We start from the raw sequence: 25,482 nt of genomic DNA, 5'->3' as shown, positions 1-25,482 counted from the left end.
TTCGTGACGCCGTCCCGGCTGCTTCAGTCGAGGCGGGCGGCGAGAAGGGCGATGTCGTCCGTCTTGCCCTGGCCGAAGGACGCCAGCAGCCGGTCGCACAGCTCCTCGATCCCGGCCGGTGCCCGGGAGAGGGTGTCGCTCAGCGACCGCAGGCTGGTGTCCAGATCCTCGCCGACCACCTCGATCAGGCCGTCCGTGACCAGCAGCAGCGTGGAGCCCTCCGGTACGTCGTGGGTGACGGCAGGCGGATGCGGGAGGTTGAGCCCCAGGAGGGGGCCGTGCTCGGTGAGATAGCGGGTGGTGCCGTCCGGGTGCCGGAGCAGGGGCGGGATGTGGCCGGCGTTGGCCACCTGGATGCGGCGTGCCCCGGGTTCGACCAGGACGAGGCAGACCGTGACCGTCATCGACGGGCGCAGGCGCACCAACAGCGCGTCGAGGTGCTTCAGCAGGGACTGCGGGTCGTGGCCCTCGATGGCGTAGGCGCGCAGCGCGTGCCGCACCTCGCCCATGATCATCGCGGCCTTGAGCGAGTGTCCCGCCACGTCCCCGATGGCGAGCAGCAGGCCGTCCGGGGTCTGGATGGCCTCGTAGAAGTCGCCGCCGATCTCGGCATCGTCGGCGGCTGGTTCGTAGCGCACGGCCAGGCCCACGCCCGGTATCTCGGGCAGCCGGTCCGGCAGGAAGGTGCGCTGGAGGGTGAGGACGAGCGCGTGCTCCTCGCTGCGGGTGCGCAGCGCTTCGAGGGCCAGCGCGCCCGCCTGGGCCAGCTGCGAGAGCAGTTCGCGGTCGTCCGCGCCGGCGAGGGCGTCGGCCCTGACCGCGAAGGCGACGGGCGGCCGCCCCCGCTTGGTGCGGGCGAGCACGAGGGCGACGTCCCCGGGGAAGACGTCCGCGCAACCGTCCTCACGGCAGGTGAGGGCCCGCCATTCGGCGCCGGTCAGCACGGCGGTCTCCGTCCCGGCCCGGTCACCGAGAACCTTTTCGGCGAGCAGGTCCAGCAGCCGCTCCTCCGGCTGTACCGTGCTGGTCCGGCCGCCGCTGAGGTCCGGCGCGGCGGCCACGTGCAGCACGCGGTTGTCGGGGCTGAGGCCGATGGCGACGGCGGGCGACTGCATGAGCGTCGCGGCCCCGGCCGCCGCGGCCTCGGTGAACGTCCCCCCGTCCTTCGCCGCATAGACGGCCAGGGTGCTGCTGTTGAGGGCCGCGACGCGGACGGCGAGCCGCTCGGCACGGCGGCGGGCGCGGGCGTAGCGCAGCGCGGCGGTGACGGTGGCCAGCAGCTCGTCCGGGGCGATCGGTTCGGTGAGGTAGGCGTCGGCGCCCCGGTGGAGGCCCTGCGTGCGATCGCTCAGCTCGATGGCGGTGGCCGAGACGTGGATGACTGGCAGCGAGGCGGTACGCGGGTCGGCCTTGATCTGCTCGCACACCTCGAAGCCGCTCATGTCGGGCAGTTTGACGTCCACGACGGCGAGCTCGGGCAGCTTCCCGTCGGGAGCCGCGGCCAGCAGGGCGAGCCCTTCGGTGCCATCGGCGGCCTCCACCACCGTGTGGCCCGCCCGGCGCAGCCAGCTGCCGACGATGTAGCGGTTCGTCTCGTTGTCGTCGAGCACCAGTACGGTCGCGGCGGCGCTGTCGTGATGCAGATGCGAGGTCATGCGGTGTCTCCCTTCCCGCTCGCCCGCGAGGGAGCGGACGGCCCGAAGCCGGAGAGCACGCCCGCCAGCACCGTCGCGTTCAGCGCGGACTTGTCCAGGACCGCCCGCGCGTGCGTGAGCCGGTTCCGGTCCAGCTCCGCGGCGGGCGTCGAGGTGAGGACGACGACGGGTACGGCGGCCAGCGACGGGTCCGACGCGAGTTCCGCGAGTACGGCGTACCCGTCGAGGTCGGGCAGGTGCAGGTCGAGGAGGACCGCGTCGGGTCGCTCGCGGCGCACCGTGGCGCTCGCCTGCCCGCCCTCGGCCACCTCGATCACGCGCCCGGCGATCCGTTCCAGGAGCGGCCGGATCGACGCGCGAAAGGCGTCGTCGTCGTCCACGGTGACCAGGACGGCCAGGCCCGGTGTGCCCGGTTCGCCCGGCTCGGGCCGGGCGTCGGGCCGTCCGTCGGCGGGCAGCATCACGGTAACCACGGTCCCTGCCCCCGGCTCGCTCCTCAGCGTGAGGCTGCCGCCGAGCAGCTCGGTGAGCCGGCGCGCGTAGGGCAGGCCGAGGCCGGTGCCGCTCCGGCCTCGCTGGTGGGTGCCGCGTACCTGGTAGAACTCCTCGAAGACCTGCTGCTGCTCCGCCTCCGGGATGCCGATCCCGGTGTCCGACACGGTGAATACGACCTGGTCGCGGCCGTCCGCCCGGTCCGCCGCCACGTCGAGGCGCACCGTCCCGGAGGGCGTGAACTTGAGGGCGTTGGACAGGAGGTTGCGCAGGACGCGGGTGAGCATGACCTCGTCGCTGACGATGCTCAGCCCGGACTCGTTCACGATCAGTTCGGCGGCACCCGGGGACTCGTAGCCCCGCAGGGTGCCGCGCAGCTGGCCGAGGGCGGCGCGCAGGTCCACGGGTGCCCAGTGGGGTTCCAGGCGGCCGGATTCCGCCTTGGCGACGTCCAGGAGCTCGTCGACCAGGGCGAGCAGGGTCGCGCCCGACGCGGAGATGAGCCCGATCTGACGGCGCTGCTCCTCGTCCAGCCCGTCCCCGTCGAATTCCAGGAGCAGCCGGGCCAGGCCGACGACCGAGTTGACCGGGGTGCGCAGCTCGTGGCTGACGTTGGCCCAGAACCTGGTCTTGGCCTCGCTGGCCTCGCGCAGCAGGCGGGACTTCTCCTCCAGCTCCGCGTAGAGGGCCACGACGCCCCGGTTGGTCTCCTCCAGCTCCTCCGACAGCTCGGAGTAGAGCGCCACGACGCCCCGGTTGGTCTCCTCCAGTTCCGCGTTCAGGCGACGCAGTTCCTCTCGCTGCGCCCGGGATTCGACCAGCGCGGCGATCAGGTCGCTGGTCTGGGCCCTGGTGTCGTCCAGTACGCCGGACTCCGTGTGGGCGAGTACGGCTTCGCGTGCCTGCTCGATCGCCTCGGCCGTCCTGCCGTCCGCGGTGAGCGGCTGCTCGACGGTCACCGCGTGCTCGGACGGGTTGTAGTGCACGGAGACGAGCCGGGACGCGGCCTTGACCGCCTCGCCGCCGAGGGCCCGGTCCTCCGTCCAGTCCATGCCGACGAGCAGCAGCGGAAGCGGCCGCCGGGCCACCCCGAAGACGACGGTGAGCCCGTCGGAGCCCAGCAGGTCCCGGCCGAGCTCGCTCAGCGCGGTCGCCAGCCGGATCTGGTCCTGCTTCTCCACTCCGAGCGCCTCGGCGGCCGACTTGCCGCTACGACGCAGCAGGAAGACGTCCTGCTCCGTGCTGAGGGGGAAGGACACGAGAGGGTCCGCGCCGAGGGCGGTGAAGCTGTTCACCAGAGGCCTTTCGCCACCACGACGCCGGCATCGTCCCTGCGTACGCCTGCCTCGCGCAGCAGCTGGGCGGCCGCGACCAGCGGGGCCCGGTCGAGGAAGCCGGGCATGGCGTCCGCCCGCCAGCGTTCCGTCAGGCCGTCGGAGTGCATGACCACCGCACTCTTCGGGGGCAGACCCTGGCGTACGGTCCGCAGGGTCGGCAGCTGGTGGCCCACGATGCCGGGCGCCGACGGCAGCGAGCGGCGGGTGCCGGTGGCGGGGTCCACCACGAAGGTGCTGACGTTGCCGACGCCGCAGAACGTGAGGGTTCCGGCGTCCGGTTCGACGCGGACGACGGACACGGCACCGCCCCGGCTCCCGCGCAGGGCCTGGTGGATCTCCCGCATGATCGCTTCGGGCGTCTGTGCGCGCGTGTCCCGGAACGCGGTCACCGCCGCCTGCGCGGCGCGCCCGGCGAGGGGGCCGTGGCCCAGGCCGTCGCAGAGGAGCACCAGCAGCGCCCGGCCGTCCGGGCCCTGCTGCCCGGACGCACCGTCCACGTGTTCCGGGCCGGTGGGAACCGGCCTGCGGTAGCCGGTGAGCTGGGCCCAGCCGAAGCGCTCGTCCGGCCCCGGGTGCGTCGCCGCGGGAGCCGGCGTGCGGCCGGGCCCCGTGGGCAGGCCGCCGGACGTGGGACGGGCGGCCCACGCGTCTCCGCACACCTCTTCCCCGGTGATGGTCCTGGTGAGCCCCTCGACCACGGGACGGCCCAGGGCGGCCATCCGGTCGGCGGCCTCCCGCCGCCAGAACCGGGCGGTCAGCACGGTGCCCCGGCCGGGCAAGGAGTGCAGGTCGAAGGAGTCGGCGAGGCGGGAGATGGTGCCGAGGCCGATGCCGAGCGTGCCGGCGGTGGAGGTGCCGTCGGAGAGGGCGTGCGCGATGTCCGCCATGCCGGGCCCTTCGTCCAGGGTGACGAATTCGAGCCCCGCGTCGCTGGGCGTGCGTACGGCGCGCAGCAGGAAGGAGCCCTCCACCGCGTGCTTGCGCAGATTGGAGGCCGCCTCGCTCACCGCGAGGGCGGCCTCGGCGCACCGCTGCTCGTCGAGGCCGATGCGCCGGGCCAGCGCCACGGCGGCGACACGGGCCGCCGCTGGTAGCGCTTCCTGGTCCCGGAGCCAGACGACGTCCTCGGCATCCGGGAGAGGCAGGTTCAGCGCGCCCATTTGGTCACCGCGACCTGGGTGCCGCGGCCGGGCTCGGTGTCCAGGGCGAAGTGGTCCACCAACCGGCGAGCGCCGCTGAGCCCGAGGCCCAGACCGCCGCCGGAGGTCCATCCGTCGACCAGTGCCTGTTCGATGTCCGGAATGCCGGGGCCGGAGTCCTCGAAGACCGCCGTCACACCGGTCCTGCCGTCCTGGCTCACGACTCCCGCGCGCATGACTCCACCGCCGCCGTACACCAGGGTGTTGCGGGCCAGTTCGCTCGCCGCGGTGACGAGCTTGGTCTGGTCGACCAGGGAGAGCTTGCAGCGCTGGGCGAGCGTGCGCACCAGCTGCCGGGCCCGGACCACGTCGTCATTGGTGACGATCGGGACGGTCTCGTGCTCGGCATCGGGGACGGGCGCGAAGCCGTTCATCGTCCAGCCGGACTGACGTCGTCGCGCCGGGCCAGGATTTCCAGACCCTTCTCCAGGGTGAGGGCCGTGCGCACGCCGCCCAGGGAGAGTCCCAGTTCCACGAGAGTGATGGCTACGGCAGGCCGCATGCCGACGACGACGGTTTGCGCATCGAGCAGGCGGGAGATGGACGCCGTGGTCGCCAGCATGCGGCCGACGAAGGAGTCGACGATCTCCACGGCGGTGATGTCGATGATCACACCGGTGGCGCCGGACTCCACGATCCGCGCGGCCAGGTCGTCCTGGAGCTCCAGAACGACCTGGTCCTCAAGCTCGACCTGGATGGAGACGAGGAGGACGTCTCCGATCTTCAGTACGGGTACACGCTCGCTCACGCCGCGCCGCCGGACAGCGTGACGTCCGCGCCGGTCCGGCGCAGAGCGTGCTTGAGGGCGTCGGCCAGCGACGACTTGGTGACGATGTCGCCGAACTGGATACCGAGGGCCACGATGGTCTGGGCGATCTGCGGGCTGATGCCGGAGATGATGCAGTCGGCGCCCATCAGCCGGGCGGCGACCACGGTCTTGAGCAGGTGCTGGGCCACCTCGGTGTCCACGGCGGGAACGCCGGTGATGTCGATGATGGCCTGGTCGGAGCCGGTGTCGACGAGGGCCTGGAGCAGCTTCTCCATCACCACCTGGGTGCGGGCCGAGTCGAGGGTTCCGACCAGCGGCACGGCGACGACGCCGTCCCAGAGCTTCACCACCGGGGTGGAGAGCTCCATCAGCTGTTCGGCCTGCGCGCTGATGACCTCTTCGCGGGTCTTCGCGTAGACCTCCAGCGTGAAGAGCCCGAGGGCGTCGATCACCTTGCTGAGCTGGAGGTAGGACTTGATGTCGTCGGACGGGGTGTCGTCGGTGGGCGCGAGGACGTCCTTGACCGCAAGGACGCTGGTGGCGGTCTCGGTCGGGGTGAACCCCTGGCGGGCCCGCGCCCGGGACAGCTCCGCGAGCAGCGCGCGCAGTTCGCCGTAGGCGTCGCCGTGCCAGTCCAGCCCGTCCCCGCGCAGGCCCTGGATGAGCGCTGTATAGAGCTCGCGCAGCTCCCGGTCGACTTCGGCGAGCGAGATGCGTCCGCGCAGGGTGCGCGCGACCGCCTCCACCCAGGCCCCGCCGAGCGTTTCCTGCTGTGTCGACAGCAGCTCGACCAGCCTGGCCGATATGTCTTGTTCAGTCACGGGTTGGCTCCCTCTGCCTCAGGCCCTTGGCTGTGATCAGTCGCAGCGTATGCCATCAGCTGAATGCTCCCCGCGCGGTACGCGGAAGGCGGCCGGAGGCGCCACGAGGAGCGTTCCGGGCCGGGCAAGGGGGGGCCGGGTGAGAGATGGTCGAAGGCACGAACACCCCTTTGCCCGTTCACCAGCTCTTCACACCAGGCAGTTTTCCCGGTGGGCGGTGGCGGGAGGAAGGAGATGGAAACCGCCCGGCGGACAGGCGCTGAAGCGCAGCCGTCCGCCGGGCGGGAGCAGGGGTTACGAGGCCGAGGCCTCGTATCGGGCGGTCAGTTCGGCGGCTCCGGACGCGGTCAGGGAGCCGTGCAGGCGCATCCGGGCGACCCCGCCGTCGGGGAAGGCGTCGAGCCGTACGTGGGTGACCACGGCCTCGGCCGGCAGCGGGAAGCGGTGCAGGGTGTCGGGCTGGAGCCGGGTGCGCGGGATGATCTCGAACCACTCGCCGCTCTCGCCGTCGCGGCCGTGCAGGGCGATCCAGCCGGCCGCGTTGCCCTTGAGGTAGGCGGTGTCGATCTCGACCGCGCGGACGGCGCCCTGGGCGGGCAGCCGGAAGCGGACCCAGTCGTTGGTGTCGCGGACCCGGCGGCGGCGGTTCTCCCAGCCGTCGTCCATCTTGCGGGAGGTGCCGGGCAGGATGATCTGGGTCGGCGAGGAGTAGAAGCGGTCCGAGGCGTCCTCGTAACTGCCGCCGTTCAGGACCGAGATCAGGTCGAACGTGCCGAGGGTGGCCAGCCAGGACGGGTCGGGGACGACCTCGCCGTGCACGCGCAGGCGGGCGATGCCGCCGTCGGGGTGCTGGCAGAGGCGGATGTGGGTGTAGCGGCGTCCGCCGGTGATCTCGAAGCCGTTGGCGGCGTGGCCGCGTACGGGGGTCGGGGGGACGATCTCCTCCCACTTCACGTCGTCGGCGAGGAGCTGCTCCGGGCCGGGCGAGCCCGGGACGCACGCGGCCTGGACCGAGACGCGCTGCGGGTAGTTGCCGCGGAAGTGGGCGGTGTCGACGACGATGCCCCGGATGACGCCGGGCGCGCCGAGGCGGATCAGCGCCCAATCGTGCTCGTCGACGGCCGGGAAGGGGTGTTCGGCGTCGGCGCCGCGCCGGCGGCGGGTCTCCCAGCCGTCCATGATCTTGCCCTTGTGGCCGAAGTGCTCGGGGTCGAAGACCGCGCGCTCCCGGACGAGGAGGTTCTCGCGCTGGGCGAAGAACTCGTCGTTGGCGGCGATGACGCCCGCGCCGAGGCGGCGGTCGGCGAGGTCGACGAGCTCGGTGAAGGGGAGGTCGGCGGTGCGGTAGTCGGCGTAGGGGTCGCCGCCGCCGTACGGGGCCGCGTCGTTGGCGTGGGGATCGTCGTTCCGGATCTCATTCTGTTCGGTGGTCATGCGTTCACTGTCGTACGACGGAAGCCGGTAGGTCCATCGAAAGTTTCCGCACGAATTGTTCAGCTGAACTGAACGGTCGCGTTCTCCCCGTACGGCTCCGCCGCCTCGCGCAGCGCCGTGAGGACCCGGGCCAGCGCCGGGGCGTCCTCGCTTCCGCGCCGGACGGCGGCGACGACATGGCGCCGGGGCCGGTCCGCGTCCAGGACCCGCATCACCACGCCGTCCCGGCCTTGCCGCTCCGCCGAGGCCATGCGCGGCACCAGGGCGATGCCCAGATCGGCGGCGACCATGGCGAGGATCGCGGTCCAGCCGGACGCGCTGTGCGCCTGCTCGGGGACGAAGCCCGCGGCCCGGCACGCGGAGACGGTGATCTCCGACCAGGGCTCCGAACCGCCGAAGATCCACGGCTCGGCGGACAGATCGGCCAGCCGCAGCCCCGGCGCGTCCGCGAGCCGGTGACCGGCCGGCAGCGCCACGTCGAGCGGGTCGGCCAGCAGCGGCAGTACGGCGAACCGGGGGTCGCGGGCCGTCGGGGCATGGGCGGCCAGCGACAGGGCGAGGTCCACCTCGGCGGCGGCCAGCAGTTCGAACGCGAGGGCGGCCTCCGCCTCCCGGACCCGGACGCCGGGGCCGGGGCGGCCGTCGGCGCGCAGCCGCTGCACCGCCGGGACGACGAGGGCGGGTACGGCGGTGGCGAAGGCGGCGACGCGCACCTCGCCGGCCTCGCCGCGCAGATAGCCGGTCAGTTCGGCGTCGGCGCGCTCCAGTTGGGCGAAGACGGCCTCGGCGTGGCGCAGGACGAGATGGGCGGCGTCGGTCAGGCGGACGCGCCGGCCCTGGGCCTCCAGGAGGGGCACGCCGAGCTGTTTCGCCAGGTTGGAGAGCTGCTGGGAGACGGCCGACGGGGTCATCAGCAGGGCCTCGGCGGTCGCGGTGACCGTGCCCCGGTCGCGCAGGGTGCGCAGGATGCGGAGCTTCTTGACGTCCCACTCGGTCATGGCCGCAACCTACCGCCGTGCCCCGCCCCGGACATGCGTGTGCGCCGCGCGGTAGTGACTACCGTGCGGCGCACCCGTGCTGCGCGGAGCGGGACCGGGGCGGGGCCCCGGCCGCCGGCCAGGTGGGTCAGGCCTGCTTCTTGGACTTGTCGAGCACCATGACCAGGCCCGCGATGACCGCGAACAGGACGAGGGGCGCCAGGACGAACAGGCCGAGCGTGTCGAGCACGCTCAGGCCGGGACCCGGGTCGTCGCCGTCGTCGCGGGTGAGCGCGAGCGCAGGGGACGACATGAGCAGCATCATCAGCGTCGTTCCGGCGGCGACGGCGCCGGCGCGCATAGCGTTCTTCTTGTCCACGGTGCAAACGTAGCGAACGCCCACGCGGGCCGCGCGCCCGGGGGTGCCGTACGGGGTCCGCCGGACAGGCCCTAAGGCGCTTCCCGCACCTCCGGGCGCTCCCCGGGGTTGCGCAGGACGTCCATCAGGCGGTGCAGCCGGGGCGAGGCGGCCAGCTGCTCCAGCGTCACCGGAACGCCCTCCGCGTCGGCGATGGGCAGCCGCCAGTTGGGATACTGGTCCCAGGTGCCCGGCAGGTTCTGCGGGCGGCGGTCGCCGATGGTGTCGGGCAGCCACACCCCGGCCATCCGGGCGGGGGTGCGCAGCAGGAAGCGGTGGACGGCCCGGACGGCCGCCTCCTCGTCCTCGGCGCCCTCCGGGAGCATGCCCAGCCGGGTCAGCAGGGCCAGCCACTCGGCGGTGTCCGCGCCGTCCTCCCTCAGCTCCTCGTCGAGCGGGCGGGTGAGCAGGCCGAGGCGGTGGCGCAGCGTCACATGGTCGCCGGTCAGCCGGGCAGCGGTGGAGGGCAGGTCGTGGGTGGTGGCGGTGGCCAGGCAGTCCTCGCGCCACCGCTCGGGGGCGAGGGGGCGCCCGTCGCCCGCCCAGTCGCGCTCGAACCAGAGCACCGAGGTGCCGAGGACGCCGCGACGGGCCAGTGCTTCGCGGACGCCGGGCTCGACGGTGCCCAGGTCCTCCCCCATGACGACGGTGCCGGCCCGGTGCGCCTCCAGGACCAGCACGGCGAGCATCGCCTCCGCGTCGTGCGTGACGTAGGTGCCCTCGGTGGGCGGGCGGCCCTCGGGCACCCACCAGAGCCGGAACAGGCCCATGACGTGGTCGATGCGCAGGGCGCCGGCGTGGGCGAGGAGGCCGCGCAGGAGGCCGCGGTACGGGGCGTAGCCGAGGGCGGCGAGCGCGTCGGGGCGCCAGGGCGGCAGGCCCCAGTCCTGGCCGCGCGCGTTGAAGGCGTCCGGGGGCGCGCCGACGGACATGCCCCGGGCGAAGGCGTCCTGCTGGGCCCAGGTGTCGGCGCCGCCGGGGTGCACGCCGACCGCGAGGTCGTGGACGATGCCGACGGCCATCCCGGCGTCCTGGGCGGCGCGCTGGGCCTCGGCGAGCTGGGTGTCGGTCAGCCAGGCGAGCCGGCAGTGGAAGTCGACCCGGTCCAGCAGTTCGGTGCGGGCGCGGGCGGTGGCGTCGGATCGGGGGTCGCGCAGGTCCTGGGGCCAGCCGTGCCAGTCGGGACCGTGCACCTCGGCGAGGGCGCACCACAGGGCGTGGTCCTCCAGGGCCCGGCCCTGGGCGGCGAGGAAGTCGCAGTAGGCGGCGTGCCGGCCGGGGGTGAGGGGGACGGCTACGAGCAGGTCGAGGGCCTGCCGCTTGAGGGCCCGGACGGCGTCCCGGTCGATGAGAGCGCCCTTGTCCAGGACGGCTTCGCGCAGTTCGGCACCCTTGCGGCGCAACGCGTCCAGGGCCACCGGGTCGGGGACGTGGCCGTACTCCGGGACGGACTCGATCCGCAGGTGCACCGGGTCCGGGAAGCGGCGGGAGGACGGGCGGTAGGGCGAGGGGTCGGTCGGGTCGCCGGGCACCGCCGCGTGCAGCGGGTTGATCTGGACGAAGCCGGTGCCCAGCCGGCGGCCGGACCAGGAGGCGAGGTCGGCGAGGTCACCGAGGTCGCCCATGCCCCAGGAGCGGGCGGAGAGCAGGGAGTACAGCTGGACGAGGAAGCCGTGGGTGCGGCCGGGCGGCTGCGGGACGCGGTCCGGGGCGACGACGAGCGTGCAGTCCTGCGGCTCGCGGCCCGGCGCGTGGGCGGTGAGCCGGTGGACCCCGAGCGGGGGCCCGGACCACCAGGCGCTTCCCGGTCCGGCCGGATCCGGCTCCCCGGCGGGCACCCGCAGCAGGACCGGCTCGTCCGTCTCGTCGGCCTCCTCCAGCCGGACGGCCAGCTCCGTGCCGGGCGGCAGGGCGCTCAGCGCCGGCGGCAGCGGCTCGCCGGACCACGCCACCAGCGTGGCCGGGAGCAGCCGGGCGCGGGCCGCCGATTCGGCGGCGGCGAGCGCGTCCCGTACCGCTTCGGGCGTGGTGGCGTCGATGCCGAGCGCACCGAGCACGGCGACGACCGTGGTCTCGGGGACGGACTGAGTGACGCCGGCGGACGGGGAGAAGGAGGTGGCGACGCCGTGCAGTGCGGCGAGCCGGGACAAGCCCATTCAGACTCCTGGGGACTCCGGGCCCCACGCGCTGCCGGACGCGGCCGGTTCGCTGGTCAGCGGGGCGAGGACGGCGAGCGGCGGCTCGCTGGTCAGGGGGGTGGCCTCGGCGAGCGGGGGCTCGCTGGTCAGGGGTATGGCGTCGGCGAGCGGCGGCTCGCTCGTGAGCGYGCCGGGCAGGGTGGCGGGGGACGCGCTGATCAGCGGGGCGGGACCGGATGCCTGTTTGGAGAGGGCGGAGAGCGGAAGCTGCGCGGTGGCGGGCATGGTGGCCTCCTGGCCGTGGAGAACAGGACAGAGACGGCCTACCCAGCGGGCGCCGCCGCAGACGTAGGCGTTACAACAACGAGTTCAACGTGCTCCGGGTCACAATCCGTTCCCGGAGGGCCGGTTGTCCGCAAGACGTTCGCCTTTTTCGGCCATTCGGCGCTGTCTTTCGCGTATCACCCCGTCGCACGCATCCCGTTCATCACACCGGTCACAACCGGGCATTTCCGCACCGATCGGCCCGCGCATTGACACTCTCGCGCGCGGGGTGGTGGGCTCGGAACCCACTGGTGGGAGCGAGGGGAGAGACCGGGATGCGGCTCAGTGGCAGGACGCGGGCGACAGCCGTCGCCGTGGCCGCGCTCGGCGGGCTGCTCGCCGCCGCCCCGCCCGCACCCGCCGCTCCCCCGGACCCGGCGTCGCGGTCCGCSGCGGACCGGGAGCGCGCCGCCGACCCCGCTCCCCCCGCCGTGTGGCCGCGCCCGCAGAGCCTGAAGGCGGCCGGACCGGCCGTGGCGCTGACCGGCGAGGTCACCCTGCTCGCGGACGCTCGGGCCGATCCGTACGCCGTGGACGCGCTGCGCAGGGTCCTGCGGGAGGCCGGGGTGCGTACGGTCCACGAGACGCTGCCGGGCGCCGGGCCGGTGATCCGGGTGGGCGGCGAAGGGGCTGGGGACGCGCTGCGTGCCCTGGGCGCGGCGGACCGGGCGGACCTGCCTGCGGGCGGCTACCGGCTCTCGGCGGGCCGGGCCGGGAAGCGGGACACCGTGGCCCTGGAGGGCGTCGGTGAGGACGGCCTGTTCCATGCGGTGCAGACGCTGGGCCAGTTGGTCCGGGGCGGAAAGGTCGCCGGGGTCACGGTCCGGGACTGGCCCTCGACCGCGGTGCGCGGGCTGACCGAGGGCTTCTACGGGCAGCCGTGGAGCCAGGAGGACCGGCTCGCGCAGATCGACTTCCTGGGGCGCACCAAGCAGAACCGCTATCTCTACGCGGCGGGCGACGACCCGTACCGGCAGGCCCGCTGGCGCGACCCGTATCCGGCGGCGCGGCGCGCCGGTTTCCGGGCGCTGGCCGAGCGCGCCGCGGCCTCGCATGTGACGCTCGGCTGGGCGGTGGCGCCGGGGCAGTCCATGTGCCTGTCCTCGGAGCGCGACCGGAAGGCGCTCAACCGGAAGATCGACGCGATGTGGGACCTGGGGGTACGGGTCTTCCAGGTGCAGTTCCAGGACGTCAGCTACAGCGAGTGGCACTGCGCGGCCGACGCGGACACCTTCGGCAGCGGCCCCGGGGCGGCGGCCCGCGCCCAGGCCCGTGTCGTGAACGGAGTGGCCCGGCACCTGGCGGAACGCCACCCGGACGCCGCGCCGCTGTCGGTGATGCCGACGGAGTTCTACCAGGACGGCGCCACGGAGTACCGCACGGCGCTCGCCGCGGAGCTGGCCGACGGGGTGGAGGTCGCCTGGACCGGGGTCGGGGTCGTGCCGAGGACCATCACCGGCGCCGAACTGGCCGCGGCACGCGCCGCGTTCGGCCACCCGCTGGTCACCATGGACAATTACCCGGTCAACGACTACGCCCAGGACCGGATCTTCCTCGGCCCGTACACCGGCCGGGACCCGGCGGTGGCGGTCGGCTCGGCGGCGCTGCTGGCCAACGCGATGGAGCAGCCCGCCGCCTCCCGCATCCCGCTGTTCACGGCCGCCGACTTCGCGTGGAATCCCAGGGGCTACGACTCCGAGGAGTCCTGGCGGGCCGCCGTCGACGACCTCGCGGGCCCCGCCGACGGCAGCGGCGACGCGCTGCGGGCCCTGGCGGGCAACAGCGCGGGCTCCGTCCTCGGCTCCACCGAGTCCGCGTATCTGCGGCCGCTGATCGCCGCGTTCTGGGCGGAGTACGCGGGCGACGACGGCAAGGCGCTCGACGCCGCGGCGGACCGGCTGCGGGCCGCGTTCGCTGAGATGCGCGGGGCCCCGGGGCGGCTCGCGGGCGCGGCCGGCGGCCGGCTCGGCGACGAGGTACGCCCGTGGACCGTGCAGCTTTCGCGCTACGGCTACGCGGGCGAGCTGGCCGTCGACCTGCTGCGCGCCCAGGCCCGGGGCGACGGGGCCGCCGCCTGGCGGACGTCGCTGGCGCTGGAACCGGTCCGCGCGGACATCGCGGCGGGCGGGGCGAAGGTCGGCGAGGGCGTCCTCGGTCCGTTCCTCGACCGGGTCCGTAAGGAGGCCCGCTCCTGGACCGGAACGGACCGGTCCGGCGGCGAGGTGACCGAGGCACCGGGCAGCTACACGGTCCGGCTCGACCGGGCCCGTCCGCTGGAGGCCGTCACCGCGACGACCGTGCCGGGAGCCGAGGCGGCGGCGGGCGCGACCGTCCAGGCGCACGTGCCGGGCGAGGGCTGGCGGACGCTCGGCCCGCTGTCGGCGAGCGGCTGGACGCAGGCGGCGGGCGAGGGGGTGCGGGCCGACGCCGTCCGGATCAGCTGGCCGGCCGCGACCCCGGTGGTGGCCGGATCGCCGCCCCTGATCATCCCGCCGCTGGCCGGCGCGTCGGTCGGCTCCGGGACCGCCCCGGACGTGCGCTCGCTGGTGCCGTGGTTCGGCGACGAGCCCGCCGCACGGCTGGACCTGGCACGCGGCGAGACGGACGCGGTGATCGGCGGCAGGGCCCAGGAGGTCCGGGCCCGGCTCTCCGGACGCCGGCCGGCCGAGGTGCGCGGCAGGCTGACCGCGAAGGCGCCCGAGGGCATCGAGGTCCGGGTGCCGAAGCGTACGACCGTGCCGCGCGGGACACGGACCGAGGTCCCGGTGGAGATCACCGTCCCGAAGGACACCCCGGCCGGGGAGTACGAGGTGCCGTTCTCCTTCGGCGACGAGAAGACCACGCTGACTGTCCGGGCCTACCCGCGCGCCGCCGGGCCCGACCTGCTGCGCGGGGCCACCGCCTCCTCGTCGGGCGACGAGACCGCGGGCTTCCCGGCGTCCGCCGCGTCCGACGGCGACCCGGAGACCCGCTGGTCCTCACCGGCCGAGGACGGGGCGTGGTGGCAGGCGGAACTGCCCGCCCCGGTCCGCCTCGGCAAGGTCGACCTGAGCTGGCAGGACGCGTACGCCTCCCGCTACCGCGTCCAGGTCTCCGCCGACGGCCGCACCTGGCGCACCGCCGCGACCGTCCGCGAGGGCGCGGGCGGCCGCGAGTCGGTGCGGATGGACGCGAAGGACACCCGGTTCATCCGCGTCACGGGCGACGAGCGGGCCACGAAGTACGGCATCTCGCTGTGGTCGGTCCGGGCGTACGCGGTGGCGAAGGGCGACTGACGGGGCCGGGGCGCGGCAGGCCGGGGCCCCGGACCGCGGGGACCGCCGCCGGGCACACCGGTTCGCCTCCCGGCGCGGCATACCGGCCCCGGAAAGCACACAGGCCCGGTCTCAGGCTGAGATGCCGTCGATCCGGGCCATCGCGTCGTCCGCGCCGAACGGTTGCAGATAAGGCAGCCAGCGCGGGTCGCGGTGGCCCGTGCCGATGATCCGCCAGGCCAGCCCGGTCGGCGGGGCGGGCTGCTGGTGCAGCCGCCAGCCCAGCTCCGGCAGATGGCGGTCGGCCTTGACGTGGTTGCAGCGGCGGCAGGCCGCCACCACGTTGTCCCAGGCGTGCTGTCCGCCGCGGCTGCGCGGAATGACGTGGTCGACGCTGGTCGCGGCGGCCCCGCAGTACATGCAGCGCCCGCCGTCCCTGGCGAACAGCGCCCGCCGGGTCAGCGGCACCGGACCCCGGTAGGGGACGCGGACGAAGCGCTTGAGACGGACGACGCTCGGGGCCGGGACGACCCGGGTGGCACTGTGCATGAGGGCGCCGGATTCCTCAAGACAGATGGCCTTGTTCTCGAGGACGAGGACGAGCGCGCGGCGGAGCGGTACGACGCCGAGCGGCTCGTACGACGCGTTGAGAACCAGGACATGCGGCACGGATGCCTCCTTGTACGCCGGCGGCGCGTGGCTCGCGCCGGGACGATCTCCGCTCTCAGTCTCCCCTCACGCCTGGTCGAAGCGCCACCACGTGCGGGTAACGGGCGGGAACGAATTTCCCCGCCGGAGCGGTCCGGGGGCGTGCCGGGGCGCCTTCGGCCCTTATCCGTTCCGTATCTCCGGGTGAGCCGCGTCTCTCCCCCCGGTCACGGCAACGGAGCACGGGTGATGCCCCGTTAGTGTGGTTGTTCAGCGCTCTTCCGCTCAGCGCCCGCCCCTGGAGGTTTCGCCGTGTCCCTGTCCGCCCTGTTGGCCGCAGCTCCGTCACCCGAGCCGGGGGGCTCGCTGGACGAGGCCGCGAAGCAGGCCGGCAACGCCGCGGGCTGGGTGGAGGAGAACTGGTCCACCTGGCTGAACACCAGCCTGCGGATCGTCCTCATCGCCGCGATCGCGCTCTTCCTGCGCATCGCGGTCCGCCGCGCCCTGACCAAGCTCATAGAACGGATGAACCGCAGCGCCCAGGCGGTGGAGGGCACCGCGCTCGGCGGCCTCCTGGTCAACGCGGAGCGCCGCCGCCAGCGCTCGGAGGCGATCGGCTCGGTGCTGCGTTCGGTGGCCTCGTTCCTGATCCTGGGCACCGCGGCGCTGATGATCCTGGGCGCGTTCCAGATCAACCTGGCCCCGCTGCTCGCCTCCGCCGGGGTCGCCGGTGTGGCGCTGGGCTTCGGCGCCCGCAACCTGGTCACCGACTTCCTGTCCGGGGTCTTCATGATCCTGGAGGACCAGTACGGCGTGGGCGACCAGATCGACGCGGGCGTCGCCTCCGGCGAGGTCATCGAGGTCGGCCTGCGCGTGACGAAGCTGCGCGGCGAGAACGGCGCGATCTGGTACGTCCGCAACGGCGAGGTGAAGCGGATCGGCAACCTCAGCCAGGGCTGGTCCACGGCCGGCGTCGATGTCCAGGTCCGCCCCACCGAGGACCTGGAGAAGATCCGCGCGGTGATCACCGAGGCCGCCCAGGAGATGGCCAAGGAGGACCCCTGGACCGAGCGCCTGTGGGGCCCGGTGGAGATCCTGGGGCTGGACACGGTGCTGCTGGAGTCCATGACGGTCCGGGTCAGCGCCAAGACGATGCCGGGCCAGGCGGTCGGTGTGGAGCGCGAGCTGCGCTGGCGCATCAAGGTGGCCCTGGACGCGGCGGGCATCAGCATGGTGACCGGTACCCCGGAGGAGGCTCCGGAGGGCGCCGACCCCACGGCCGGCGTGGCCGCCCCGTCCGCGTACGCCTCGGCGACCTCCCCGCAGTCCCTCGCGACGACCCCGATCCCGCCGCCGAGCACCACGAAGTAGGCCACCCGGCCGGGGACCCGCGCGGTCCCCGGCCGTTGTCGTTTCCGGCCAGGTAACGCTTTGGTTGCCACCGGCGGTCAGGTCATTGACGCCCCGGCGGCGCGGGACCTACCTTCCTCTCACCGAATAGGAAACTTTCCTAACAGAGGGGCAGGTGCCGAGCTCATGGCCGGAAACACGCCGGGCACACCCAGCGTTCTGCGCGCCATGAACGACCGGGCCGCGCTGGATCTGCTCCTGGAGCACGGCCCCCTCTCGCGGACCCGGATCGGGAAGCTCACCGGGCTCTCCAAGCCCACCGCCTCCCAGCTCCTGGCCCGCCTCGAAGCCGCCGGACTCGTCGTGGCCACCGGGACCGCGGCCGGGCGCCCCGGCCCAAACGCCCAGCTCTACGCCGTCAACGCCTCCGCCGCCCATGTCGCCGGGCTCGACGTGAACGCCCACCGGATCGTCGCCGCCGTCGCCGATGTGACCGGCGGGACGGTCGGGGAGTTCGAGCTGCGGACCCCCGGACGGCGCGCCGACAGCGTGGTGCGGCAGGTGACCGAGGCACTGGACGGGGCGGTCGCCGACGCCGGACTGACCCGGGCCGACCTGCACCGCGTGGTCATCGGCACGCCGGGCGCCTTCGACCCGAACACGGGCCGGCTGCGCTACGCCTCGCACCTGCCCGGCTGGCACTCCCCCGCACTGCTGGACGAGCTGGCGGCCCTGCTGCCGATGCCCGTGGAGTACGAGAACGACGTCAACCTCGTCGCCGTCGCCGAGCAGCGGAGCGGGGCGGCCCGGGGCCACGACGACTTCGTCCTGTTGTGGAACGAGGAGGGCCTCGGCGCCGCCCTCGTGATCAACGGCCGGCTGCACCGCGGCTTCACCGGGGGCGCCGGCGAGGTCGGCTTCCTGCCGGTGCCGGGCGCGCCGCTGGTCCGCCAGGTCGCCAAGGCCAACGCGGGCGGCTTCCAGGAGCTGGCGGGCGCCCAGGTGCTCGCGCGGCTGGCCCGGGAACTCGGCATCGAGGACGCGCCCGGCTCCGGCACCCATCAGGAGATCGGCGCCGCCCTGGTCGGCCGGGCCGTGGAAGCGGTGGAGGACGGGGAGGCGGACGGTCCGTACGGCCGGCTGCTCGACCGGTTCGCCACCGGCCTCGCGACCGGCCTCGCCTCCCTGGTCGCGGTCCTGGACCCCGAGATCGTCGTGCTCTCCGGCGAGCTGTTCTCGCGCGGCGGGGAGCCGCTGCGCGCCCGGGTCGCGGCCGAGCTGGCCGAGCTCGCCGCGTCCAGGCCCCGGCTGCTCGCCGGGGACGTCACCCACCGGCCCGTACTGCGCGGCGCGCTGGAGAGCGCGCTCGCCACCACCCGCGACGAAGTGTTCGACACCTCGCGCTGACACCCCTGCCCCTTCCGCTTCCCCGTAGACGTTCCGCCCTTCCCTGCCCACCCCTTCACCGGGAGACACCACCATGTCCGGAAACCGCCGGAAGCCGGCCGCCGCACTCGCCGCGACCGCCGCGATAGCCCTGTTCGCCTCCGCCTGTACCGGGCAGAGCAGTTCCGGGGCCAACGATGACGCGTCCAAGGAGACGACCATCACCTTCTGGCACGGCTGGAGCGCGCCGGGCGAGGTGAAGGGCATCCAGGACACGGTCGACGCCTTCGAGAAGGCGCACCCCAACATCCATGTGAAGGTCGTCGGCAACATGACCGACGACAAGATCAACCAGGCGCTGCGGGCCGGCGGTTCCAAGGCGCCGGACGTGGTCTCGTCGTTCACCACGAACAACGTGGGCAAGTTCTGCTCCTCGAAGGCGTTCGTCGACCTCAACCCGTTCCTGAAGAAGGACGGCATCGACCCCGAGGCCACCTTCCCGAAGGCGATGAACGAGTACACCCAGTTCGACGGGGTGCGCTGCACGGTGCCGCTGCTGGGCGACGCGTACGGGCTGTACTACAACAAGGACGCGTTCGAGAAGGCCGGGATCGCGAACCCGCCGAAGACGTGGTCCGAGTTCGCCGCCGACGCGAAGAAGCTGACGAAGACCAAGGGCGACTCGTACGAGCAGCTGGGCTTCATGCCGAACTACCACGGCTACGAGTCGACGACCGAGCACTACCTGGGCGGCTGGAACCCCACGTACTTCGACGCCGACGGCAAGTCGAACATCGCGAAGGACCCGGCGTTCGCCGCGATGCTCACCCAGCAGAAGAAGCTGGTCGACTCGCTCGGCGGCTACGCGAAGCTGGAGAAGTTCCGTACCGGCTTCGGTGACGAGTGGGGCGCCAAGCACCCGTTCCACACCGGCCAGGTGGCGATGCAGCTGGACGGCGAGTGGCGGCTCGGCATGGCCGAGGACACCAAACCGAAGTTCGAGATCGGGGTGGCCCCGATGCCCGTCGCGGACGACGAGGCCGACACGTACGGCAAGGGCTATCTGACCGGCACCATCGCGGGCATCGCCGCCACCTCCGGCAAGCAGAACGCGGCCTGGGAGCTGGTCAAGTTCATGACGACCGACACCGACGCGGTCGTGAACTTCGCCAACGCCATCCACAACGTGCCGTCCACCCTGGCGGCGCTGAAGTCGCCGAAGCTGAAGTACGACCCGCGCTTCAAGACCTTCCTGGACATCGCGGCCAACCCGAAGTCCACCACCACCCCGCCCTCGGTGAACGGCGGCGCGTACCTGGTGTCCCTGCAGAACCTCGGCTTCGACGTCGAGAAGGGCAAGCAGACGGACATCAAGGCGGGTCTGGAGAAGACCGCCAAGGAGATCGACGCGGCGATCGCCCAGGCGAAGTAGGACCGGCGCGATGAGCACGTACACACTCCGTTCGAAGCGCCGCAGGTCGGCGCTTCGGACGGCGGCCTTCATGTCGCCGTGGCTGATCGGGTTCTGCGTCTTCTTCGCCTACCCGCTGATCTCCACGGTCTACTTCTCCTTCACCAGCTACGACGGGTTCGCCGCCCCTCAGTTCAGCGGCTTCAAGAACTGGTCGTTCGTCTTCAACGACTACCCGCTGTTCTGGCCGGCGCTGCGCAACACGCTCTGGCTGGTCGTGGTGATGGTGGCCTGCCGGGTGGTGTTCGGGCTCGGTGTCGGGCTGCTGATCACCAAGATCAAGACGGGTACGGGTGTCTTCCGGACGCTGTTCTACCTGCCGTACCTGGCTCCGCCGGTCGCCGCCACGCTGGGCTTCGTCTTTCTGCTCAACCCCGGTACCGGGCCGGTCAATTCGATCCTCGGGGACCTGGGGATGGGGACGCCCGGCTGGTTCACCGACGCCACCTGGTCCAAGCCCGCGCTGACCGCGCTCGCGGTGTGGGGGGTGGGCGACCTGATGGTGATCTTCATGGCCGCGCTGCTCGACGTACCGAAGGAGCAGTACGAGGCTGCGGAGCTGGACGGGGCGACCGCGTACCACCGGTTCCGGTACGTCACGCTGCCGAACATCTCGCCGATCATCATGTTCGCCGTGGTCACCGGCATCATCCAGACGATGCAGTACTACACCCAGCCCCTGGTGGCCGGGAAGGTCGCGTCCGGTGTCATGGGCGGCTCGGGCCAGCAGTTCGAACCCGGCTATCCCGACAAGTCGACACTGACGCTTCCGCAGCTGGTCTACAACCTCGGTTTCCAGCGCTTCGACTACGGCTCCGCCTGTGTGGTCGCGCTCGTTCTCTTCGTCCTCGCCATGGCGTTCACCGCACTGCTGATGCGGCGCCGCAGCGGACTGATCCAGGCAGGTGAGTGACATGGCGCAGGTTCTCGACCACCCGAAGGCCGCCGGACCGGTGAGTGACCCCGTCACCCCGGCCCAGCGCGTGGCGCGCCGCAAGGCGCTGCTGCACTGGATCGCCGTCCACTCGCTCGGCGTGGCCGCCGCGCTCTTCTTCGTGCTGCCGTTCGTCTTCCTCGTGCTCACCTCGCTGATGAGCGACCAGCAGGCCCTCACCCGGGACCTGTGGCCGCACCCCTTCGAGTGGGCCAACTACAAGAAGGTGTTCGACACCCCGGGCTTCCTGACCTGGTGGAAGAACACCCTGCTGTACGCGGGTCTGGGCACCGTCCTGACGGTGGTGTCCTCGCTGCCCGTGGCGTACGCGCTCGCCAAGTTCCGCTTCCGCGGCCGGCATCTGTCGCTGATGCTCGTCATCTCGATGATGATGCTGCCGCCGCAGGTCGTGGTCATCCCGATGTACCTGTTCTGGGCCAAGCAGCTGGACCTGTCCGGCACGCTGTGGCCGCTGATCATCCCGATGGCCTTCGGCGACGCGTTCTCCATCTTCCTGCTGCGGCAGTTCCTGCTGACCATCCCCGACGAGTACCTCGACGCGGCGAAGGTCGACGGCTGCGGCGAACTGCGCACCCTGCTGCGCGTGGTGGTGCCGATGGCCAAACCGGGCATCGCCGCCGTCGCCCTCTTCCAGTTCTTCTGTGCCTGGAACGACTACTTCGGCCCCCAGATCTACGCCTCGGAGAACCCGGGCGCCTGGACGCTGAGTTACGGACTGGAGTCCTTCAAGGGCGCACACCACACCGACTGGAACCTGACCATGGCCGCGACCGTTCTGGTCATGGCCCCTGTGATCGTCGTCTTCTTCTTCGCACAGAAGGCCTTTGTCGAGGGCGTCACACTGACCGGAGTAAAGGGCTGAACCATGAAGCTCGCTGTAGTGGGTGGCGGGTCCACCTACACCCCCGAACTGATCGACGGATTCGCCCGGCTGCGTGACACGCTGCCGGTCGAGGAGCTGGTCCTCGTCGACCCGGCCGCCGACCGGCTCGACCTTGTGGGCGGCCTCGCCCGGCGGATCTTCGCCAAGCAGGGCCACCCGGGCCGCATCGTCACCACCTCGGACGTCGACGCGGGCGTCGCCGGGGCGGACGCCGTCCTGCTCCAGCTGCGCGTCGGCGGCCAGGCCGCCCGCAACCAGGACGAGACCTGGCCGCTGGAGTGCGGCTGCGTCGGCCAGGAGACCACCGGGGCCGGCGGCCTCGCCAAGGCCCTGCGCACCGTCCCGGTCGTCCTGGACATCGCCGAACGCGTCCGGCGCACCAACCCGGACGCCTGGATCATCGACTTCACCAACCCGGTCGGCATCGTCACCCGCGCCCTCCTCCAGGCCGGACACAAGGCGGTCGGCCTGTGCAACGTGGCGATCGGCTTCCAGCGCAAGTTCGCCCGGCTGCTGGACGTGGCCCCCGGCGAGGTGCACCTCGACCACGTCGGGCTGAACCACCTCACCTGGGAGACGGGGATGCGCCTCGGCGGCCCGCAGGGCGAGGACGTGCTGCCCCGGCTGATCGCCGAGCACGGCGACGCCATCGCGGACGACCTGCACATGCCGCGCGCGATCGTGGACCGCCTCGGCGTCGTGCCCTCGTACTACCTGCGGTACTTCTACGCGCACGACGAGGTCGTCCGCGAGCTGGGCACCAAGCCCTCCCGGGCGGCCGAGGTCGCCGCGATGGAGAAGGAACTCCTCGCCATGTACGGCGACCCGGCGCTGGACGAGAAGCCCGCGCTGCTCGCCAAGCGCGGCGGCGCCTTCTACTCCGAGGCGGCCGTGGACCTGGCGGCGGCGCTGCTCGGCGGCGGCGGTTCGGCGCACCAGGTGGTCAACACGTACAACAACGGCACGCTGCCGTTCCTCCCGGACGACGCGGTGATCGAGGTCCAGGCGAAGGTCGACGGTTCCGGCGCCACGCCGCTCGCCGTGCCGGCCCTGGACCCGCTGTACGCGGGGCTCATCGCGAACGTCACGGCGTACGAGGACCTCGCCCTCCGGGCCGCGCTGCACGGCGGCCGGGACCGGGTGTTCAAGGCGCTGCTCGCGCACCCGCTGATCGGGCAGTTCGAGTACGCCGAGGCGCTGACCGACAAGCTGATCGCGCACAACCGGGAGCACCTGGCGTGGGCGTGAACGGTTCGGTCCTCGCGATCGACGCGGGGAACAGCAAGACCGATGTGGCGCTCATCGGTGCGGACGGCACGGTGCTGTCCACGGCCAGGGGCGGCGGGTTCCAGCCGCCGGTGGTCGGTGTGGAGACGGCCGTCGACGTGCTCGGCGCGGCCGTGGAGAAGGCGCTGTCCCAGGCCGGCACCGACGCCGGGCAGGTCTCCCATGTGTCCGCCTGCCTCGCCAACGCGGACCTGCCCGTCGAGGAGGAGCAGCTGACCGAGGCGCTGGCCGCGCGCGGCTGGGGCCGCACGGTCGAGGTCCGCAACGACACCTTCGCGATCCTGCGGGCCGGGGTCGACGAGCCGCGCGGCGTGGCCGTGGTGTGCGGCGCGGGGATCAACTGCGTCGGCATGGTCCCGGACGGGCGCACCGCGCGCTTCCCCGCGATAGGCCGGATCTCCGGTGACTGGGGCGGCGGTTCGGGCCTGTCCGAGGAGGCGATGTGGTTCGCCGCACGCGCCGAGGACGGCCGGGGCGAGCCGACCGAGCTGGCCCGGACGCTCCCCGCGCACTTCGGGCTCGGTTCGATGTACGCGCTGATCGAGGCGCTGCACCTGGGCCGCATCGCGCCGGAGCGCCGGCACGAGCTGTCCCCGGTGCTGTTCGCGACGAGCGCGGCCGGTGACCCGGTGGCGCGGGCCCTGGTGGACCGGCTGGCCGAGGAGGTCGTGGCGCTGGCGGCCGTCGCGCTGACCCGCCTCGGGCTGCTCGGCGAGGAGGCGCCGGTGCTGCTCGGCGGCAGCGTCCTGGCGGCGCGGCACCCGCAGTTGGACGACCGGATCGCCGCACTGCTCGCGGACCGGGCCCCGAAGGCCGTGGTGCGCGTGGTGCAGCAGTCGCCGGTGCTCGGCGCCGGGCTGCTGGGCCTGGACCACACGGGCGCGGCGCCACAGGTGCACGCGAGGCTGCGGGCGCAGTACGCCTGAGCACGGGACGGCCGGGTTCCGGACCGTCAGGGGCGTCCCGTAGCCTGCGGGTTGCGGGGCGCCTTTCGCGTGCGGGAACCGATCGGCCGCCCCGGACGTGTTGATGGTGGGGAGGACGGTGCGGCGGGGGATCGTGCCGTTCGCCTTGATCAACGGCGCTTGTCTTGATCGAATGCCGTTGACCGCGGCCGGTCATGACCTGCCGCTGCGTGGTCCGGTGCCCGATCCGGTCGTTCCGGATGTGTGTGCCGGTCCCTGAGGCCATACTTCTGGCCGGGCACCAGTCCCCCGATCGGCCGGGGGGCGGGCCGCCGTCAGTGACCGAGGGGGAGGTCAAGTGACACACCCGCCGAGTGTGCGCCAGGCGCCGCACCGCGCACCGGAGCAGCCGCCCGCACCGGTGGCCGTGCCCGTGCCGCCGCAGCCGAGTGCCCGCGCCGCCGCGATCGGGCGGCTGCGTGCCGCGGCGACCACCGAACCAGGGCGCCTCCGGATCATCGGCGCCGTCCTGGCGCTGCTCGTCCTCGCGTTCGGGGCGGTGACGGCCTTCGAGATCAGCGGCCGGGCGGCCTCGGCCGACGACGTGGTGGAGCGCAGCCAGCCGCTCAGCGCGGACGCGGCGGGCATCTACCGCTCGCTGGCCGACGCGGACGCGGCGGCGGCGAGCGGCTTCCTGGCCGGCCCGCAGGAGCCGCGCACGGTGCACGACCAGTACGTGAAGGACATCGAGGAGGCGTCCCGCCTGCTGGTGAAGGCCGCGGCGAACACGGACGCGGCCACGACGTCCGGCCGCGAGATCACCACGCTCAACGAGGGCCTCCCGCGCTACACCGGCCTGATCGAGCGCGCCCGCGCCGCCAACCGGCAGGGGCTCCCGCTGGGCGGCGCCTACCTGCGGTACGCGAACCAGCAGATGTCCGGCGAGCTGCTGCCGGCCGCCGAGCGGCTGTACGCGGCGGAGACCGGCCGGCTCGACCGGGACCACCGCGCGGCGCGCGCCTGGCCGTGGTTCTCGCTGGGTGTCGGCGTCATCGCGCTGGGGGTGCTGTTCTGGGCGCAGCGGCGCAACTACCGCCGTACGAACCGGGTGCTGAACCACGGTCTGGTGGCCGCGACGGCCGCCGCGGTGGTGCTGCTGCTCTGGCTGGCGGTGGGACACATGGTGGCCCGGTCCGACCTGGCCGAGGCCGATTCGCACGGGCAGCGGTCCATGGACGTGCTCAACCGGGCGCGCATCGATTCGCTGAAGGCGCGCGCCGACGAGAACCTCACGGTGGTCGCCCGGGGTGCGGTGCTGACCGCGGACGGCAAGAACGACAAGTACGAGACCGACTACACCGCGGGCATGAAGGCGCTGGGCGAGGAGCTGGCCGCGGCGGCGAAGCTCGCCGACGACACCGGGGACGCCGAGGGCGGCAAGCCGGTCGCCTCCGCGTCCAAGGCGGTCACCGAGTGGCAGGACCGCCACCGGACCGCCCGGAAGACCGACGACGCCGGTGACTACGAATCGGCTCTGGAGCAGATCATCGGCCAGGAGAATTCGACGGGCGAGTCGTTCAAGAAGGTGGACGACGCGCTGCGCGAGGCCCTGGCGCACGAGCAGAGCGACTTCACCCGGGCCGCGCGGGACGGCCGCGGCGCCCTGGGCGGCCTGCCCGTCGGCGCGGCGGTGCTGGCGCTGCTCGGCGCGGTCGCGGCGATTGTCGGGGTCAACCGCAGGCTCTCGGAGTTCCGGTGACAGGGGGAGCGATGACATCG

21 protein-coding genes are annotated in these 25,482 nt (G+C 73.0%); 9 read left to right on the top strand and 12 right to left on the bottom strand.

Going from position 1 to position 25,482, the window contains the following annotated elements; all coding sequences use genetic code 11:
• Positions 1 to 23: 23 nt before the first annotated feature.
• From EAO73_RS17460 to EAO73_RS17410, 11 genes are all read right to left on the bottom strand, one after another.
• Positions 24 to 1,655 (bottom strand): fused response regulator/phosphatase, encoded by a 1,632-nt coding sequence (locus EAO73_RS17460; RefSeq protein WP_147972479.1) that lies wholly within the window; start codon positions 1,653 to 1,655, stop codon positions 24 to 26.
• The gene (locus EAO73_RS17455; RefSeq protein ID WP_147972478.1) at positions 1,652 to 3,442 is read right to left on the bottom strand and encodes a hybrid sensor histidine kinase/response regulator; all 1,791 of its coding nucleotides are present in this window, start codon (positions 3,440 to 3,442) and stop codon (positions 1,652 to 1,654) included. Before EAO73_RS17455 ends, EAO73_RS17460 begins: the two co-directional genes overlap by 4 nt.
• Positions 3,439 to 4,644, bottom strand: coding sequence for an ATP-binding SpoIIE family protein phosphatase (locus tag EAO73_RS17450; RefSeq protein WP_147972477.1), 1,206 nt, complete (start codon positions 4,642 to 4,644; stop codon positions 3,439 to 3,441). The genes EAO73_RS17455 and EAO73_RS17450 overlap by 4 nt, the downstream gene beginning before the upstream one ends.
• Positions 4,632 to 5,057 (bottom strand): anti-sigma regulatory factor, encoded by a 426-nt coding sequence (locus EAO73_RS17445; RefSeq protein ID WP_147972476.1) that lies wholly within the window; start codon positions 5,055 to 5,057, stop codon positions 4,632 to 4,634. The genes EAO73_RS17450 and EAO73_RS17445 overlap by 13 nt, the downstream gene beginning before the upstream one ends.
• Positions 5,054 to 5,431 carry an STAS domain-containing protein gene (locus EAO73_RS17440; protein WP_147972475.1) on the bottom strand — a complete coding sequence of 126 codons (378 nt, stop codon included), beginning with the start codon at positions 5,429 to 5,431 and terminating at the stop codon, positions 5,054 to 5,056. Before EAO73_RS17440 ends, EAO73_RS17445 begins: the two co-directional genes overlap by 4 nt.
• Positions 5,428 to 6,273: an STAS domain-containing protein gene (locus tag EAO73_RS17435; protein WP_147972474.1), complete on the bottom strand. Its 846-nt coding sequence runs from the start codon at positions 6,271 to 6,273 to the stop codon at positions 5,428 to 5,430. Before EAO73_RS17435 ends, EAO73_RS17440 begins: the two co-directional genes overlap by 4 nt.
• 294 nt (positions 6,274 to 6,567) lie before the next feature.
• Complete coding sequence (gene alc / locus EAO73_RS17430; RefSeq protein WP_147972473.1) at positions 6,568 to 7,707, bottom strand: allantoicase; 1,140 nt, start codon at positions 7,705 to 7,707, stop codon at positions 6,568 to 6,570.
• 59 nt (positions 7,708 to 7,766) lie between these two features.
• Positions 7,767 to 8,705, bottom strand: a complete 939-nt coding sequence (locus EAO73_RS17425; RefSeq protein WP_147972472.1) for a LysR substrate-binding domain-containing protein — start codon at positions 8,703 to 8,705, stop codon at positions 7,767 to 7,769.
• A gap of 127 nt (positions 8,706 to 8,832) precedes the next feature.
• On the bottom strand, positions 8,833 to 9,063 hold the full coding sequence (locus tag EAO73_RS17420) for a hypothetical protein (RefSeq protein ID WP_147972471.1): 231 nt from the start codon (positions 9,061 to 9,063) through the stop codon (positions 8,833 to 8,835).
• Positions 9,064 to 9,134: 71 nt separating this feature from the next.
• Positions 9,135 to 11,258, bottom strand: coding sequence for a 4-alpha-glucanotransferase (gene malQ / locus EAO73_RS17415; protein ID WP_147972470.1), 2,124 nt, complete (start codon positions 11,256 to 11,258; stop codon positions 9,135 to 9,137).
• Complete coding sequence (locus EAO73_RS17410) at positions 11,259 to 11,525, bottom strand: hypothetical protein (RefSeq protein ID WP_147972469.1); 267 nt, start codon at positions 11,523 to 11,525, stop codon at positions 11,259 to 11,261.
• A 314-nt stretch (positions 11,526 to 11,839) separates the two neighbouring features.
• Between EAO73_RS17410 and EAO73_RS17405 the strand changes: the two genes are divergently transcribed.
• Complete coding sequence (locus EAO73_RS17405) at positions 11,840 to 14,839, top strand: beta-N-acetylglucosaminidase domain-containing protein (RefSeq protein ID WP_147972468.1); 3,000 nt, start codon at positions 11,840 to 11,842, stop codon at positions 14,837 to 14,839.
• A gap of 111 nt (positions 14,840 to 14,950) precedes the next feature.
• On the opposite strand, the gene EAO73_RS17400 is transcribed toward EAO73_RS17405, so the two are convergent.
• Positions 14,951 to 15,487: an HNH endonuclease gene (locus EAO73_RS17400; RefSeq protein WP_018518134.1), complete on the bottom strand. Its 537-nt coding sequence runs from the start codon at positions 15,485 to 15,487 to the stop codon at positions 14,951 to 14,953.
• Between the two features lie 291 nt (positions 15,488 to 15,778).
• Here EAO73_RS17400 and EAO73_RS17395 point away from each other — a divergent pair, with 291 nt between their 5' ends.
• The 8 genes from EAO73_RS17395 to EAO73_RS17360 all read left to right on the top strand — a co-directional run bounded on the left by EAO73_RS17395 (position 15,779) and on the right by EAO73_RS17360 (position 25,462).
• On the top strand, positions 15,779 to 16,837 hold the full coding sequence (locus EAO73_RS17395) for a mechanosensitive ion channel family protein (RefSeq protein WP_147972467.1): 1,059 nt from the start codon (positions 15,779 to 15,781) through the stop codon (positions 16,835 to 16,837).
• Positions 16,838 to 17,002: 165 nt separating this feature from the next.
• Complete coding sequence (locus EAO73_RS17390; protein ID WP_147972466.1) at positions 17,003 to 18,223, top strand: ROK family transcriptional regulator; 1,221 nt, start codon at positions 17,003 to 17,005, stop codon at positions 18,221 to 18,223.
• Between the two features lie 73 nt (positions 18,224 to 18,296).
• Positions 18,297 to 19,634: an ABC transporter substrate-binding protein gene (locus tag EAO73_RS17385; protein ID WP_147972465.1), complete on the top strand. Its 1,338-nt coding sequence runs from the start codon at positions 18,297 to 18,299 to the stop codon at positions 19,632 to 19,634.
• 10 nt (positions 19,635 to 19,644) lie between these two features.
• Positions 19,645 to 20,586 (top strand): carbohydrate ABC transporter permease, encoded by a 942-nt coding sequence (locus EAO73_RS17380; RefSeq protein WP_147972464.1) that lies wholly within the window; start codon positions 19,645 to 19,647, stop codon positions 20,584 to 20,586.
• A gap of 1 nt (position 20,587) precedes the next feature.
• On the top strand, positions 20,588 to 21,490 hold the full coding sequence (locus tag EAO73_RS17375; protein WP_147972463.1) for a carbohydrate ABC transporter permease: 903 nt from the start codon (positions 20,588 to 20,590) through the stop codon (positions 21,488 to 21,490).
• Between the two features lie 3 nt (positions 21,491 to 21,493).
• Positions 21,494 to 22,759: a 6-phospho-beta-glucosidase gene (locus EAO73_RS17370; protein ID WP_147972462.1), complete on the top strand. Its 1,266-nt coding sequence runs from the start codon at positions 21,494 to 21,496 to the stop codon at positions 22,757 to 22,759.
• Entirely contained in the window at positions 22,750 to 23,724 is a 975-nt protein-coding gene (locus EAO73_RS17365; protein ID WP_147972461.1) for an N-acetylglucosamine kinase, read from the top strand. Before EAO73_RS17370 ends, EAO73_RS17365 begins: the two co-directional genes overlap by 10 nt.
• 337 nt (positions 23,725 to 24,061) lie before the next feature.
• Entirely contained in the window at positions 24,062 to 25,462 is a 1,401-nt protein-coding gene (locus EAO73_RS17360; protein ID WP_412074613.1) for a hypothetical protein, read from the top strand.
• Positions 25,463 to 25,482 lie beyond the last annotated feature (20 nt).

The sequence above is a fragment of the Streptomyces sp. col6 genome, assembly GCF_008042035.1.
GTDB lineage: Bacteria > Actinomycetota > Actinomycetes > Streptomycetales > Streptomycetaceae > Streptomyces.
Note: the sequence above shows the minus strand (reverse complement) of the source record. Positions and strands in the feature narration are given on the sequence as shown.

Coding starts and splice junctions, on each gene's coding strand:
- EAO73_RS17385 (WP_147972465.1), top strand. CDS start 18,297: ATGTCCGGAAACCGCCGGAAGCCGGCCGCCGCACTCGCCGCGACCGCC.
- EAO73_RS17375 (WP_147972463.1), top strand. CDS start 20,588: ATGGCGCAGGTTCTCGACCACCCGAAGGCCGCCGGACCGGTGAGTGAC.
- EAO73_RS17370 (WP_147972462.1), top strand. CDS start 21,494: ATGAAGCTCGCTGTAGTGGGTGGCGGGTCCACCTACACCCCCGAACTG.
- EAO73_RS17450 (WP_147972477.1), bottom strand. CDS start 4,644: ATGGGCGCGCTGAACCTGCCTCTCCCGGATGCCGAGGACGTCGTCTGG.
- alc (WP_147972473.1), bottom strand. CDS start 7,707: ATGACCACCGAACAGAATGAGATCCGGAACGACGATCCCCACGCCAAC.
- EAO73_RS17460 (WP_147972479.1), bottom strand. CDS start 1,655: ATGACCTCGCATCTGCATCACGACAGCGCCGCCGCGACCGTACTGGTG.
- EAO73_RS17445 (WP_147972476.1), bottom strand. CDS start 5,057: ATGAACGGCTTCGCGCCCGTCCCCGATGCCGAGCACGAGACCGTCCCG.
- malQ (WP_147972470.1), bottom strand. CDS start 11,258: ATGGGCTTGTCCCGGCTCGCCGCACTGCACGGCGTCGCCACCTCCTTC.
- EAO73_RS17425 (WP_147972472.1), bottom strand. CDS start 8,705: ATGACCGAGTGGGACGTCAAGAAGCTCCGCATCCTGCGCACCCTGCGC.
- EAO73_RS17390 (WP_147972466.1), top strand. CDS start 17,003: ATGGCCGGAAACACGCCGGGCACACCCAGCGTTCTGCGCGCCATGAAC.
- EAO73_RS17380 (WP_147972464.1), top strand. CDS start 19,645: ATGAGCACGTACACACTCCGTTCGAAGCGCCGCAGGTCGGCGCTTCGG.